We start from the raw sequence: 13,519 nt of genomic DNA on the forward strand, positions 1-13,519 counted from the left end.
AATCTGTAACGCAGCACACGCGTTGCAGGCAGTGGCAAACGATCGAAACCGCCCCGACGGCATTGCGTTTCGATCCACGTTCGATGCGCGGGGCGCACCTCGCGATACAGGCGCGACACACGTCGCGCGCGGCATCAACGACGATGCGTTGCTCAAAGTGTTGTATCGAGGTCGCAACGCAAATCGAAAAAAGGATTTTTCCCGAGCGAGCCCTTTTATCGCACAGGAAAAGATGGTACAAACCGTTCTAAATTGATGGTGACAATTTATGCTCAACTGGGATGACGAGAAGACTGCCGTAACTCCCGCGAGCGGAGCGCAGCACAACGCGATGCGCACCCCCGCTGGAATGGCTGTCGGAATGCAGGCCGCGTCGCCTGCCGCTCCTCAGGTTCGCGACATTTTCGAAGGTGATCTCGCGGTCGCACCGCATGCACCGGCCGCTCCGGCCGCAGGTTCCGAAGCGCGGGTCAATGTCGCCGACAAGCGCATCATCAACGGCCAGACCGATGTCAATCAGCTGGTTCCGTTCAAGTACAAGTGGGCGTGGGAAAAGTATCTGGCCGGTTGTGCGAACCACTGGATGCCGCAGGAAATCAACATGTCCCGCGACATCGCGCTGTGGAAGGACCCGAACGGCCTGACCGAAGACGAGCGCCGCATCGTCAAGCGCAACCTCGGCTTCTTCGTGACCGCCGACTCGCTCGCCGCGAACAACATCGTGCTGGGCACCTACCGCCACATCACGGCGCCGGAGTGCCGGCAGTTCCTGCTGCGCCAGGCGTTCGAAGAGGCAATCCACACCCACGCGTACCAGTACATCGTCGAATCGCTCGGCCTCGACGAAGGCGAGATCTTCAACGCGTACCACGAGGTGGCGTCGATCCGCGCGAAGGACGAATTCCTGATCCCGTTCATCCACACGCTGACCGATCCGGCCTTCAAGACCGGCACGCTCGAGGCGGACCAGAAGCTGCTGAAGTCGCTGATCGTGTTCGCGTGCATCATGGAAGGCCTGTTCTTCTATGTCGGCTTCACGCAGATCCTCGCGCTCGGCCGTCAGAACAAGATGACGGGTGCTGCGGAGCAATATCAGTACATCCTGCGCGACGAGTCGATGCACTGCAACTTCGGGATCGACCTGATCAACCAGATCAAGCTCGAAAACCCGCATCTGTGGACGCCGGAATTCCGCGCCGAGATCCGCGAGCTGTTCAAGCAGGCCGTCGATCTCGAATACCGCTATGCCGAGGACACGATGCCGCGCGGCGTGCTGGGCCTGAACGCGTCGATGTTCAAGAGCTATCTGCGCTTCATCAGCAACCGCCGCTGCCAGCAGATCGGCCTCGATGCGCTGTTCCCGAACGAGGAAAACCCGTTCCCGTGGATGAGCGAGATGATCGACCTGAAGAAGGAGCGCAACTTCTTCGAGACGCGCGTGATCGAGTATCAAACGGGTGGCGCGCTGTCCTGGGAATGACCCGGGCACGTCACCGAGTGACGACGATGGAGAAGCCGGCGGCGGAGTGCCCCGGCTCAAGGTTTAGGAGCAAGAACGCCTGATGCAAAGCATGCCCGGTGCCTTAACGGCCCAACAACACGACAGGCACTTTGCGAACCCTTCAGTGGGATGGGCAAACTTCCCTCCGGAAAGGGCGGACGGCCATGTGGCCGCCTGCCCGATCAAGCGATTAGGGGCGGCGGCGCGTGGCGCGCCGGCCGCCGACTTGATTTGGCGCGCGAGGCCTCAGGGCCACGCGCGCCATACCGTATTCATTAGCGTAAGCGTGTGGTGTCCGCGTACGCCGATGAATAGCCCGCTTCGCAGCGCGCGCTCCGAACAGCGTCCGCGGGAAGCGGGTTTTGACGAAGGGTGTAGTTTGAACTGACTCTCATCTGAACCTGAAGGAGAACAACATGGCACTTGCCAAGAAGAAACCGGCTGCGAAGAAGGCGGCGGCGACGAAGACCGTTGCGAAGAAGGCTGCCGCTCCGGCGAAGAAGGCCGCTGCAGTGAAGAAGGTCGCTGCAGTGAAGAAGGTTGCTGCGAAGAAGGTTGCGGTGAAGAAGGTTGCCGCGAAGAAGGCGGCACCGGCGAAGAAGGTCGCGGCAAAGAAGGTTGCGGTGAAGAAAGTCGCTGCAAAGAAGGTTGCAGTGAAGAAGGTTGCCGCGAAGAAGGCGGCACCGGCGAAGAAGGTCGCTGCGAAGAAGGTTGCGGTGAAGAAAGTCGCTGCAAAGAAGGTCGCTGCAAAGAAAGTCGCGGTGAAGACGGTCGCCGCGAAGAAGGCGGCACCGGCGAAGAAGGTCGCGGCAAAGAAGGCCGTCGCGAAGAAGGCGGCGGCGCCGGCAAAGAAGGTCGTCGCGAAGAAGGCGGCTGCACCGGCGAAGAAGGCTGTCGCGAAGAAGGCAGCGGCGCCGGCGAAGAAGGCTGCCGCGAAGACGGCCGCTGCGCCCGCGAAGAAGGCCGCTCCTGCAAAGAAGGCAGCGCCGGCCAAGAAGGCTGCCGCGAAGACGGCTGCTGCGCCCGCGAAGACGGCCGCTCCCGAGGCGAAGGCAGCGCCCGCGAAGAAGGCCGCTGCGCCGAAGAAGGTTGTCGTGAAGAAGGCGGCACCGGCGACGACGGCGTCGACGGCTTCGGTCGCTGCGCCGACGTCGGGCGTGAAGACGGCGCTCAACCCGGCAGCGGCATGGCCGTTCCCGACCACCAGCAACCGTCCGTAATCACGGATGGCCGCGCGGCCCGGACACTCATGCAGTGTCCGCGGATGGCGTAGTGCGATGAATCGATCCCGCCACCGGGCTCAGGTGGCGGGATTTTTTTTCGCCCGCGCGACCGGCGAAAAAAAACGCATGTGCAGCTTCGCACATGCGTTCGACCGCGGCTTGCGCCGCGTGCTGAGGATACGGATCAGTGCGTGACGCGCGTGACGCCGCCGCTCGACAGCAGCCGCACACGTTCGCCGGCGCGGAACGCCTCGCCGCTTGCCGCCTGGGTGATCGAGCGCAGATCGCCGTTATCGAGGCGCACGGTGATTTCCACGCCGTTCGCGGTGCTCATGTTTTCGCCGATCGCGTTGCCTGCGACCGCACCGGCGATGCCGCCCGCGATCGCGGTCAGCACGGAACCCCGGCCGCCGCCGATCGCGCTGCCGGCGACCGCGCCGAGCGCGCCGCCGCCCAGCGTGCCGAGTGCGGCGCCGCCGCCGTCGGACTGGATGCGGACCGCACGCACGCTTTCGACCGTGCCCATCCGCACGGTCTGTTCGCGCTGCGCCTGGCCGACGCTATAGACGTCTGCCGAGCCCGGTGGCGTGAAGCAGCCTGCCAGCGTCAGCGTAGCGGTGAGCATGGCCCCGAGCGTGAGCGTTTTTTTCATCATCATATGTGCTCTCCGATAATGATCATTTGAGACCGTAGCCGAACGCCGCCTCGAAGCGTGCGTCGATGTCGGCGCGGGTCAGCGAGTAGGTTTGCGGCCCCTGGTGCGCGATCTTGATCGAGCCCATCAGGCTCGCCAGGCGCCCCGTGGTTGCCCAGTCGAGACCGTGCTCGATACCGTACAGCAGGCCGCCGCGGAAGGCGTCGCCGCAGCCGGTCGGATCGAGGACACGCTCGGCACGGACGGCGGGAATCTGTTCTTCGCCATTCTTGTGAAGTATGGTCGCGCCGTGCTCGCCGCGTGTGACGATCAGCGCCTGGACCCGGCTCGCGATGTCCTGTTCGGACCAGCCCGTCTTGTCGCTGACGAGCTTGCCTTCGTAATCGTTGACCGCGACGTAGGTGGCAAGTTCAATGATGCGGCGCAGTGTCGCGCCGTCGAAGAGCGGCAGGCCCTGGCCCGGATCGAAGATGAACGGCACGCCCGCGTGCGCGAATTGCTCGGCGTGCTGCACCATGCCGTCGAAGCCGTCCGGCGCGACGATGCCGAGCTTCACGCCGGGGACTTCGTCCGCGCGGTTCAGGTGCGATTGCATCATCGCGCCGGGGTGGAACGCGGTGATCTGGTTGTTGTCCAGGTCGGTCGTGATCATGGCCTGCGCGCTGTGCATGTCCGGCAGCACGCGCACGCACTCCTTCGACAGGCCGAGCGTGTCGAGGCGCTCGAGATAGCGGTCCGCGTCGAGCGCGCCGAGCGTCGCCATGATGCGCGCATCGCCGCCGAGCAGGCGCAGCGCATAAGCGATGTTGCCCGCGCAGCCGCCGAAGTCGCGGCGCATCGTCGGCACGAGAAAGCTCAGGTTGATGAGGTGGACCTGGTCGGGCAGGATGTGCTCGCGAAAGCGACCCTCGAAGGTCATGATGTTGTCGTAGGCGAGCGAGCCGCAGATCAGCGTAGCCAAGGCATGCGTTCCTGTAGAGAGCGTGAGGATGCCGGCGCCCGATGCCGTCGCGCACGGCGCGATCGCATCGGGCAGCCGGGGGGGATTACTTGAGGGCGGCGAGCGCGGCGTCGTAGTTCGGCTCGTCCTTGATTTCGCCGACGAGCTGCGCGTGCAGGACCTTGTCCGCTGCGTCGAGCACGACGACGGCGCGCGCGGTCAGGCCGTTCAGCGGGCCGCTCGTCACGTCGACGCCGTATGCGTTCGCAAATGCGCGGCCGGTGCGGAAGGTCGACGCGGTCACGACGTTCGCGAGGCCTTCGGTCGTGCAAAAGCGCGTCGCGGCGAACGGCAGGTCGCCCGACACGACGATCACGACGGTGTTGTCGAGGGCCGAGGCGGCTTCGTTGAACTTGCGGGTCGACGTCGCGCAGGTCGGCGTGTCGAGGCTCGGCACGATGTTCAGTACCTTGCGCTTGCCGGCGAAGCTGGCGAGCGAGAGATCGGCGAGATCCTTGCCGACCAGCTTGAAGTCGGCGGCTTGCGCGCCGACGGCCGGGAACGTGCCGGCGACATCGATCGGGTTGCCACCCAGCGTAACTTTGCTCATGTTCCTGCTCCGATGAGGCGCGCCGCATGGGCGCGCGGGTTGAGGGCGGACGCGCGCGTGCGCGTCGCGGTGCGTCACGGATAAAAGATCTGGACGCGGAAATTCGACGCGGGCGCGCCGTTCGTATCGAGGCGGACGATCATGGTCTGCGTCGCGCCGGCCGGCAGGCCGGCGGCGATCGGCGTGCCCGGCGCGACGTAATCGCGCGGGGCGAGCACGCGGCGAACCGTGACGTGATTGGCTTCGTCGAGCAGCGTCAGCTCGATCGACGGGTAGGCGAGCGCGATGCGGTAGCGGTTCGTCAGCGGCGCCTTCAGTTCAAGCACGTGCGGCCCGTCGAGCTGGCGCAAGTCCGACGCATTGAGGCGCAGCCCGTCGATCGCGCGCGGCGGTGCGATGGTGCAGCGGAGCGGCGCGCAAGCGTGCTGGAACCATTCCTGCGTGACCGGCCAGTTGACCATCACGCTTTCGCGTTGCCACCATGCGATTTGCGTGACGAGCACGACCGCGAGCGCGGCGGCGATCAGTCCGCCGATGAAGCCGCCGAGCAGGCTGCGCCGCCGTGGCGCGCGCGCCTCCCGCGTCACCGCGAAGTGTGCGTGATCGTCGTCGGCCGGGGCGGCTGCGAAGGGTTCGGCAGGTGCGGCGGCGAGGCTCGGTTCGTGCGCGTCGTCGTGCGCGAGCGTGGCGGTGGAATCGGAAAGCGTCGGCTCGGAAAGCGTCGGCTCGACAGGCGTCGGCTCTGGCGCGTCGTGCGCCGGCGGCGCGGACTGGATGCGCGCCTCGGGCGCCTCGGCAGGTTCCGGCGATGCGGCGACGGCGGGCGGCGTCGGCGTAGGCGTCGAACCTGCGTCTTCCGCATGGCTCGCGGGCGTCGCGCCATGCTCCGGCAGTGAAACGGAGATGAGCGGTTCGGCGCTGACGTTACGGCCGCTGTGTTGCAGCGAAGGATCGACGCTGCCGTCGAGCCACGGCGCCCACATGTCCCAGTCGCCCGGCGTGAAGTCCGCGTGGGCGGCCGGTTGGCCAGGCCCGTCGCTAACGAACAGCCGAGGGACGGTGGCGTGCGGGGTAGGCGTATCGGCGGCTTCGACGGGGGCGTGCGCGTCGGCAGTTGCGTGAGTTTCTGCTGGTGCGTGAGCTTCGACGACCGCAGGCGCTTCGACAACGGCCGGAGTTTCGACGACCGCAGGCGCTTCGACAACGGCCGGAGCTTCGACAGGCGCGGGAGTTTCGGCGGCCGCAGGCGTTTCGGCAACTGTCGGAGTTTCGGCGGCCGCTGGCGTTTCGACAGCCGCCGGAATTTCGGCAGCGACAGACGTTTCGACAACCGCTGGAGCTTCGGCAGCCGCAGGCGCTTTGACAGCCGCCGGAGTTTCGACGGTCGCAGGCGCTTCGACAGCCGAAGGAGTTTCGACAGCCTCAGGCGCCGGAGCCGCAGGCGCCTCTACCGCGGGCGGCGCGTGCTCGTCGACGAGCGACTCCGTCGCGTTGAAGACCTTCTGGCAATGCCCGCAACGCACCAGCCCGTTGCGTAGTGCAAGCTGTTCCTGCCGCAGCCGGAACACGGTTTCGCAATGAGGGCAGCGCGTCGCGAGGAGCATGGTGAACCGGGCGGCCAGCAGGCCAGAGTGATGGACAGCGCTATTCTAATGGCTTTCCCGCCGGGTTCCGGCAAGGCAGACCCATCCTTCGTGTTCGCGCCACACCGAAATGTCGACATAGGGCGCGTACACGGCCGCCACTTCGTCCGCCTGGCGCGCGAGCACGCCGGACAGCGCGATGCGTCCGCCCGGCCTGACCTTCGACGTGAGCATCGACGCCATCAGCTTCAACGGGTTCGACAGGATGTTGGCGACGACGATGTCGAATTCGCCGGCCGGGCAATCGTCCGGCAGGCCATAGGTGACGTCCGCGTGGTTGCGTTCGCTGTTCTGCCGGGCCGATTCGACCGCCTGCGGATCGATGTCGATGCCGACGACGGGGTTCGCCCCGCATTTCTTCGCGAGGATCGCGAGAATCCCCGAGCCGCAGCCGTAATCGAGCACCGACTGGCCGGGCTTCACCGACTGCTCGAGCCACTCCATGCACAGGCGCGTCGTCGGGTGGCTGCCGGTGCCGAACGCGAGGCCGGGATCGAGCTCCAGCACCAGCGCGTCGGGATCGGGCGCGTCGTGCCACGACGGCACGACCCAGATCCGTTCGCCGATCGGGATCGGCTCGAACTGGGATTGCGTGAGACGCACCCAGTCCTGCTCCTCGACTTCGCGAACGTCGAACGACGGCGCTTCGCCGAGGCCGATGTCGTTGGCGGCCGCCGCCAGCAGCACGGCAGGCTCCTGCCCGGGCGACAGCAGCGCGATCACGCGCGAGTGCTGCCAGGCGGAGCGTTCCGGCGTGAGGCCGGGTTCGCCGAAAAGCGGCTGTTCGTCGGGCGTGTCGGCATCGGCGTCCTCAACGGACACCGACAGCGCGCCGAGTTCGAGCAGTGCGTCGGACAGGGCCTCGGCGTGTTGCCGGTCCAGTTCGACGACGAGTTCGCGATAGCTCATGCTTTACGCTTCTTCCGGTGCGACCTGCTGCTTCTGCGCGAGCCGGTTTTCGAGGTAATGGATGCTGGTGCCGCCCTCGACGAACTTCGAGTCGAGCATCAGCTCGCGGTGCAGCGGGATGTTGGTCAGGATGCCTTCGACCACCATTTCCGACAGCGCGATCCGCATCCGGCTGATCGCCTGGTCGCGCGTCGCGCCGTAGGTGATCAGCTTGCCGATCATCGAATCATAGTTCGGCGGCACGAAATAACCATTGTATGCGTGCGAATCGACACGCACGCCCGGGCCGCCCGGCGTATGCCAGGACGTGATCCGGCCCGGCGACGGCGTGAACTTGAACGGATCTTCGGCGTTGATCCGGCATTCGATCGCATGTCCGCGGAACTGGATGTCGCGCTGGCGCAGCGTGAGCTTCTCGCCGGCCGCGATGCGGATCTGCTCCTGCACGATGTCGACGCCCGTGATCAGTTCCGACACCGGGTGCTCGACCTGCACACGCGTGTTCATCTCGATGAAGTAGAACTCGCCGTTCTCATACAGGAATTCGAACGTGCCCGCGCCGAGGTAGCCCATCTTCTTGCACGCGTCCGCGCAGCGGTCGCCGATGCGTTCGATCAGGCGGCGCGCGATGCCCGGCGCCGGCGCTTCCTCGATCACCTTCTGGTGGCGGCGCTGCATCGAGCAGTCGCGCTCGCCGAGCCACAGCGCGTTCTTGTGCGCGTCGGACAGGATCTGGATCTCGATGTGGCGCGGGTTCTCGAGGAACTTCTCCATGTAGACCTGCGGATTGCCGAACGCACGGCCGGCTTCCTCGCGGGTCATGTTGACCGCGTTGACGAGGGCCGCCTCGGTGTGCACGACGCGCATCCCGCGCCCGCCACCGCCGCCCGCCGCCTTGATGATGACCGGATAGCCGACCGCGCGGGCAATCTTCACGATCTCCTTCGGATCGTCCGGCAGCGCGCCCTCCGAGCCCGGCACGCACGGCACGCCGGTCTTGATCATGGTCTGCTTCGCGGTGACCTTGTCGCCCATCAGGCGGATCGTTTCGGGACGCGGGCCGATGAACGTGAAGCCCGACTGCTCGACGCGCTCGGCGAAGTCGGCGTTCTCCGACAGGAAGCCGTAGCCGGGGTGGATCGCCTCGGCATCGGTGACTTCCGCGGCGCTGATCAGCGCCGGCATGTTCAGGTAGCTGAGGTTCGACGGTGCGGGGCCGATGCAGACGGCTTCGTCGGCGAGGCGCACGTACTTGGCTTCCTTGTCGGCTTCCGAGTAGACGACCACCGTCTTGACGCCCAGCTCGCGGCACGCGCGCTGGATCCGCAGCGCGATTTCACCGCGGTTGGCAATGAGGATTTTTTCAAACATAGCGAGTATTCGTCTCGTCGAGGGGCGCGCGCAACGCGCCTGAGGAGGATCGGCTGCGCGCGGCGAGCGTGCCGCGCGGCAAGCTTTAGCCGATCACGAACAGCGGTTGGCCGTATTCGACGGCCTGGCCGTTCTCGACGAGGATTTCCTTGATGACGCCGGCCTTGTCCGATTCGATCTCGTTGAGGAGCTTCATCGCTTCGATGATGCACAGCGTCTGGCCTTCCTTGACCGTATCGCCGACCTGCGCGAACGGATCCGCGCCCGGCGACGGCGCGCGGTAGAACGTGCCGACCATCGGCGACGTCACGACGTGGCCCTGCGGCACGGCGGCAGCGGGCGTGGCGGCACCGGCGGCCGCTGCGGGCGCGGCGGCGTCGGTCGGCAGCGCCACCGTCTGCGCGGGCGCGCCGAATTGCGGGGCATACCCGCCCGTCGGCTGCACGTAGACCGGCGGCGCGTTCTTGACGATGCGCACCTTGCCTTCGCCTTCAGTCACTTCGAGCTCGGAGATGCCCGATTCGGAGACGAGGTCGATCAGAGTTTTCAGCTTACGAAGATCCATCGGGAATTCCCCTTCAATACGTGAAAGCGCCGGTTGGAGCCGGCGCTGAATCCAGATCGTGAAAATCAGCCGCGCGACGCGCCTTGCAGCTTGTCGAGCGCGTATTCGAGCGCGTACAGATAACCTTTCCAGCCAAGCCCGCAGATGACGCCTTCGGCCTGGTCGGAAAAGTAGGAGTGGTGCCTGAACGCTTCGCGGCGGTGCACGTTCGACAGGTGAATCTCGACGAACGGGATGCCGACGCCAGCGAGTGCGTCCCGGATCGCGACGCTCGTATGCGTATACGCGGCCGGATTGATCAGAATGAAATTGGTCTGTTCATCCCGCGCGGCCTGGATGCGGTCGACGAGCGCGCCTTCGTGGTTGCTCTGGAACGACGTCAGTTCGACACCCGCTTCCTGCGCCCGCGCGGCAAGCGCCTGATCGATCTGCGCCAGCGTGACGTGGCCGTACACCTCCGGTTCCCGGGTGCCGAGAAGGTTCAGGTTGGGGCCGTGCAGCACCAGCAATCGTGTCATGGTCGCTTCTATTTCTGCGGAATTGCGCGAACTTTAGCGCTGTTTAGAGAAATTTGTCTAGTTTTGCCAAGCAGCCTTGCGCGCGACATCGGTAAAAATTGCCGGCACCCGGGAAAAGTATCGGCGAATTCACGCGAAATTGCGGCGATCGCAACCCAAATCGCCGGCAACGTGCAACACGCTCGCGACGCGCGTCAAAGCGCGTCGAGCGTCCTTTTCAGCTCCGCCGGATGGATCTGGCCTAATTTTGTTTCCCGGATCTTGCCCGTTTCGTCGATGACGACCGTAAACGGCAGCGCGCCCGCCGTGTTTCCGAAATTGCGGGCCAGATCGGCGCCGGCATACCCGCTGATGAAAATCGGGTAGTCGACCTTTACCTTCTGCAGGAATGTTTTCACGTTCTGTTCGGAATCGACACCGATCCCGACAAAGCGGATGCCTTTTTTCCCGTATTCGTGCGAGAGCGCGACGAGTTCCGGCATTTCCTCGACGCACGGGCCGCACCACGACGCCCAGAAGTTGACGACGACCTTCTGGCCCTTGAACGACGCCAGCGCGTGCGGCTTGCCGTCGACGTCCGTCATGCTTGCCGCCCACAGCGCGTCGACCGGGTTGCCGGTTGCGGGCGCCGTTTCGGGGGGCGCGCTCGTGCGGGGGGCGGTGATCCAGTGCCCGGCGGTGATGCCGCCGATCACGGCTACCACCGAGACGGCAACGCCCGCCAGCATGCGTTTCATGTTCATCATCGAATCAATTGGGTTCGGAAGAGGGGGCGTCGGCGTCGACCAGCGCGCGCAGCGCTGCCGCGTCGGCGCGTGCGAGCCGCCCGCGGGCGTCGGCCTTGACCGAGCCGCGCAGGTCGTCGCTCGGATACAGCGTGACGTGGATGCCGACCGGCTCGGCGCCGCGCTGGCCGCGCCAGAGGAAGCTCAGCGTTTCGACGTCGCCGCGGCCCCCGAAGTGCCGGGTTTCCGACACGTCGTACTGGACGTTCTGGTTCAGCAGGTAGATCGCGACTTCCTTCTGGTTGTCCGTGAACGTCTGCAGGTGGATGTCGGAGTGCGCGTTCGCGGTGCCGTTGAGCACCGCGCCCGTCACGTACGGATTGAAATCGGCGAGCCGGCGCATCCAGTCGAGCGCGACTTCGCGCAGGCGGCGCAGCTCGGCGGGCTGCGTGTCGCTCTGGAACAGCGCGAGGTATTCGCGCAGTTCTTCTTCGATCAGGTCGTTATCCGGCAGCCATTCGCCGGCCACGCGCGAATCGCCGAGCAACTGGCGCGCGGCCTTGCGCTTCGCGCCGGCATAGTCCATGCCGTCCTCGGCGACGAGGCGGGCGGCGGCCTGGGCAATTTCCTCGCGGACGCGCCGCGGATCGACTAGGGGTTTGCGAGACATGATGCGGCAATCATACTCGATCGTGGCGCCGCGCTGATCGCGCCGCGCCACGGCCCGGGCGGGCCGTCAGTTACAATAGCGTCCTTTGTGTCGCGGCGACGAGCGCCGTCCGCGCGGGTTGCACGGCGCGTTGCCGCGCGGCTTTCCTCTACCCGAATCGACGGCGCCCGGCGGCGCGAAAGCATTCATCCTATGCACATCCATATTCTCGGCATCTGCGGCACCTTCATGGGCGGTCTGGCCGTTCTCGCGCGCGCGGCGGGGCATACGGTCACCGGCTGCGACGCGGGCGTCTATCCGCCGATGAGCACGCAGCTCGAGGCGCAGGGCATCAAGCTGATCGAAGGTTACGGCGCCGAGCAGGTCGACCTGAAGCCGGACCTGTTCGTGATCGGCAACGTCGTGTCGCGCGGCAACCCGCTGATGGAGGCGATCCTGGATCGCGGCCTGCCTTACGTGTCGGGGCCGCAATGGCTCGGCGAGCATGTGCTGGCCGGCAAGTGGGTGCTCGCGGTCGCCGGCACGCACGGCAAGACGACGACGTCGTCGATGCTCGCGTGGCTGCTCGAGGACGCCGGCCTGAACCCCGGCTTCCTGATCGGCGGCGTGCCGCTCAACTTCGGCGTGTCCGCGCGGCTCACCGATTCGAGCTTCTTCGTGATCGAGGCGGACGAATACGACACCGCGTTCTTCGACAAGCGCTCGAAGTTCGTCCATTACCGGCCGCGGACCGCGGTGCTGAACAACCTCGAATTCGATCACGCCGACATCTTCCCGGATCTTGCCGCGATCGAGACGCAATTCCATCATCTGGTGCGTACGGTGCCGGGCGTCGGGCGGCTCGTCACGAACGGCCGCGAAGACGCACTCGAGCGCGTGCTCGCGCGCGGCTGCTGGAGCGAGGTCGAGCGCTTCGGCGTCGACGGCGGCTGGCAGGCGCTGCCCGCCGAGGACGGCGTGCCGGTCGACGAGCGCTTCGCGGTGTACTGGCGCGGCGAGCGTTTCGGCGAGGTCGCGTGGCAGGTGCAGGGCGAGCACAACCGCATGAACGCGCTCGCCGCGATTGCCGCCGCGCGGCACGTCGGCGTGCCGCCGGCGCAGGCCGCCGCGTCGCTCGCGTCGTTCCGCAACGTGAAGCGCCGCATGGAAGTGCGCGGCAGCGTGTGCGGCGTGACGGTCTACGACGATTTCGCGCACCACCCGACCGCGATCGAAACCACGATCGCCGGCCTTCGCTCGCGTATCGGCCGGCAAAACACCCGCATCCTCGCGGTGCTCGAGCCGCGCTCAAACACGATGAAGCTCGGCGTGATGAAGGCGCAACTGCCGGCGAGCCTGGCCGACGCCGATCAGGTGTTCGGCTACGGCTCGCCGGCCGGACGCGACGCGCTCGGCTGGAACCTGGCCGACGCGCTTGCGCCGCTCGGTGCGAAGGCGCATGCGTACGACGACCTGCATCTGCTGGTGAAGGCGGTCGCCGCCGCGGCGCGGCCGGGCGACCACGTGCTCGTGATGAGCAACGGCGGCTTCGGCGGCGTGCATCAGAAGCTGCTCGACGCGCTCGACGCCGGCGGCGGGAGCCACGCGTGATCCTTTATCTGCACGGCTTCCGCTCGTCGCCGCAGTCATTCAAGTCGCGCACGCTGGCCGCGCGCCTCGCCGGGCTGGGCCGCGCGGACGAATGGCGCTGTCCGTCGCTGTCGGTCTCGCCGCTCGCGGCGGTCGCCGCGGCCGAAGCCGAAGTGGCGGGCGTGCGCGACGTGACGGTGATCGGCAGCTCGCTCGGCGGCTACTACGCGACGTGGCTCGCGGAGAAGCACGGCTGGAAGGCGGTCGTGCTGAATCCGGCCACCCATCCGCAGCGCGACCTGAAACACCATCTCGGCGAGCAGCCGCTGTGGCACGGCGGCGGCACGATCATCGTCGAGCCGCATCACCTGGACGAGCTGAACGCGCTCGCCGTGCCGGCGATCACGCGTCCCGAGCGCTACTATCTGTTCGCGGCGACGGGCGACGAAGTGCTCGACTATCGCGAGATGCTCGCCCATTACCCCGGCGCGAAGACCCGCGTGATCGAAGGCAGCGATCACGGGATCAGCGAGTTTGGCGACTATGTCGACGACGTTTTTGCATTTTGCGACGGGAATCCGACGTAAAGCGGCCGCAGGCCATCGAACACCCATCATCAT

Annotated in this window: 15 protein-coding genes; 5 read left to right on the forward strand and 10 right to left on the reverse strand. The window is 66.2% G+C overall.

Going from position 1 to position 13,519, the window contains the following annotated elements; all coding sequences use genetic code 11:
- The first annotated feature begins 268 nt into the window (after window positions 1-268).
- From LIG30_RS01520 to LIG30_RS01525, 3 genes are all read left to right on the forward strand, one after another.
- Window positions 269-1,480: a ribonucleotide-diphosphate reductase subunit beta gene (locus LIG30_RS01520; protein WP_038709066.1), complete on the forward strand. Its 1,212-nt coding sequence runs from the start codon at window positions 269-271 to the stop codon at window positions 1,478-1,480.
- 82 nt (window positions 1,481-1,562) lie between these two features.
- Window positions 1,563-1,889 carry a hypothetical protein gene (locus tag LIG30_RS24805; RefSeq protein ID WP_083493847.1) on the forward strand — a complete coding sequence of 109 codons (327 nt, stop codon included), beginning with the start codon at window positions 1,563-1,565 and terminating at the stop codon, window positions 1,887-1,889.
- A gap of 28 nt (window positions 1,890-1,917) precedes the next feature.
- Entirely contained in the window at window positions 1,918-2,721 is an 804-nt protein-coding gene (locus LIG30_RS01525; protein WP_038709069.1) for a histone H1-like DNA-binding protein, read from the forward strand.
- 187 nt (window positions 2,722-2,908) lie between these two features.
- Here the strand turns inward: LIG30_RS01525 and LIG30_RS01530 are convergent, their stop codons facing one another.
- The 10 genes from LIG30_RS01530 to LIG30_RS01580 all read right to left on the reverse strand — a co-directional run bounded on the left by LIG30_RS01530 (window position 2,909) and on the right by LIG30_RS01580 (window position 11,330).
- Window positions 2,909-3,382: a glycine zipper 2TM domain-containing protein gene (locus LIG30_RS01530; RefSeq protein ID WP_038709070.1), complete on the reverse strand. Its 474-nt coding sequence runs from the start codon at window positions 3,380-3,382 to the stop codon at window positions 2,909-2,911.
- A 19-nt stretch (window positions 3,383-3,401) separates the two neighbouring features.
- The gene (locus LIG30_RS01535; RefSeq protein ID WP_038709071.1) at window positions 3,402-4,340 is read right to left on the reverse strand and encodes a carbohydrate kinase family protein; all 939 of its coding nucleotides are present in this window, start codon (window positions 4,338-4,340) and stop codon (window positions 3,402-3,404) included.
- Between the two features lie 85 nt (window positions 4,341-4,425).
- Window positions 4,426-4,929, reverse strand: coding sequence for a thiol peroxidase (gene tpx, locus LIG30_RS01540; protein ID WP_038709073.1), 504 nt, complete (start codon window positions 4,927-4,929; stop codon window positions 4,426-4,428).
- A 74-nt stretch (window positions 4,930-5,003) separates the two neighbouring features.
- Window positions 5,004-6,533, reverse strand: a complete 1,530-nt coding sequence (locus LIG30_RS24810; protein ID WP_038709074.1) for a DUF3426 domain-containing protein — start codon at window positions 6,531-6,533, stop codon at window positions 5,004-5,006.
- 45 nt (window positions 6,534-6,578) lie between these two features.
- Window positions 6,579-7,481, reverse strand: coding sequence for a 50S ribosomal protein L11 methyltransferase (prmA, locus tag LIG30_RS01555; RefSeq protein WP_038709075.1), 903 nt, complete (start codon window positions 7,479-7,481; stop codon window positions 6,579-6,581).
- Between the two features lie 3 nt (window positions 7,482-7,484).
- The gene (gene accC / locus LIG30_RS01560; protein ID WP_038709076.1) at window positions 7,485-8,852 is read right to left on the reverse strand and encodes an acetyl-CoA carboxylase biotin carboxylase subunit; all 1,368 of its coding nucleotides are present in this window, start codon (window positions 8,850-8,852) and stop codon (window positions 7,485-7,487) included.
- Window positions 8,853-8,937: 85 nt separating this feature from the next.
- A complete protein-coding gene (gene accB, locus LIG30_RS01565; protein ID WP_038709077.1) occupies window positions 8,938-9,417 on the reverse strand; it encodes an acetyl-CoA carboxylase biotin carboxyl carrier protein in 480 nt (159 codons plus the stop codon).
- A gap of 65 nt (window positions 9,418-9,482) precedes the next feature.
- Window positions 9,483-9,935, reverse strand: coding sequence for a type II 3-dehydroquinate dehydratase (gene aroQ, locus LIG30_RS01570; protein WP_038709079.1), 453 nt, complete (start codon window positions 9,933-9,935; stop codon window positions 9,483-9,485).
- 194 nt (window positions 9,936-10,129) lie between these two features.
- Window positions 10,130-10,678 (reverse strand): TlpA family protein disulfide reductase, encoded by a 549-nt coding sequence (locus tag LIG30_RS01575; protein ID WP_038709192.1) that lies wholly within the window; start codon window positions 10,676-10,678, stop codon window positions 10,130-10,132.
- A gap of 7 nt (window positions 10,679-10,685) precedes the next feature.
- A complete protein-coding gene (locus tag LIG30_RS01580) occupies window positions 10,686-11,330 on the reverse strand; it encodes a hypothetical protein (RefSeq protein WP_038709194.1) in 645 nt (214 codons plus the stop codon).
- Between the two features lie 36 nt (window positions 11,331-11,366).
- Between LIG30_RS01580 and mpl the strand changes: the two genes are divergently transcribed.
- Window positions 11,367-12,920 carry a UDP-N-acetylmuramate:L-alanyl-gamma-D-glutamyl-meso-diaminopimelate ligase gene (gene mpl, locus LIG30_RS01585; protein ID WP_442856834.1) on the forward strand — a complete coding sequence of 518 codons (1,554 nt, stop codon included), beginning with the start codon at window positions 11,367-11,369 and terminating at the stop codon, window positions 12,918-12,920.
- Window positions 12,917-13,486: a YqiA/YcfP family alpha/beta fold hydrolase gene (locus LIG30_RS01590; protein ID WP_038709080.1), complete on the forward strand. Its 570-nt coding sequence runs from the start codon at window positions 12,917-12,919 to the stop codon at window positions 13,484-13,486. Before mpl ends, LIG30_RS01590 begins: the two co-directional genes overlap by 4 nt.
- Window positions 13,487-13,519 lie beyond the last annotated feature (33 nt).

Origin of the sequence: Burkholderia sp. lig30, from assembly GCF_000687455.2 — a bacterium.
Lineage (GTDB): Bacteria > Pseudomonadota > Gammaproteobacteria > Burkholderiales > Burkholderiaceae > Burkholderia.

Coding starts and splice junctions, on each gene's coding strand:
- LIG30_RS01520 (WP_038709066.1), top strand. CDS start 269: ATGCTCAACTGGGATGACGAGAAGACTGCCGTAACTCCCGCGAGCGGA.
- LIG30_RS24805 (WP_083493847.1), top strand. CDS start 1,563: ATGCAAAGCATGCCCGGTGCCTTAACGGCCCAACAACACGACAGGCAC.
- LIG30_RS01525 (WP_038709069.1), top strand. CDS start 1,918: ATGGCACTTGCCAAGAAGAAACCGGCTGCGAAGAAGGCGGCGGCGACG.
- LIG30_RS01530 (WP_038709070.1), bottom strand. CDS start 3,382: ATGATGATGAAAAAAACGCTCACGCTCGGGGCCATGCTCACCGCTACG.
- tpx (WP_038709073.1), bottom strand. CDS start 4,929: ATGAGCAAAGTTACGCTGGGTGGCAACCCGATCGATGTCGCCGGCACG.
- LIG30_RS24810 (WP_038709074.1), bottom strand. CDS start 6,533: ATGCTCCTCGCGACGCGCTGCCCTCATTGCGAAACCGTGTTCCGGCTG.
- prmA (WP_038709075.1), bottom strand. CDS start 7,481: ATGAGCTATCGCGAACTCGTCGTCGAACTGGACCGGCAACACGCCGAG.
- accC (WP_038709076.1), bottom strand. CDS start 8,852: ATGTTTGAAAAAATCCTCATTGCCAACCGCGGTGAAATCGCGCTGCGG.
- accB (WP_038709077.1), bottom strand. CDS start 9,417: ATGGATCTTCGTAAGCTGAAAACTCTGATCGACCTCGTCTCCGAATCG.
- aroQ (WP_038709079.1), bottom strand. CDS start 9,935: ATGACACGATTGCTGGTGCTGCACGGCCCCAACCTGAACCTTCTCGGC.
- LIG30_RS01575 (WP_038709192.1), bottom strand. CDS start 10,678: ATGAACATGAAACGCATGCTGGCGGGCGTTGCCGTCTCGGTGGTAGCC.
- LIG30_RS01580 (WP_038709194.1), bottom strand. CDS start 11,330: ATGTCTCGCAAACCCCTAGTCGATCCGCGGCGCGTCCGCGAGGAAATT.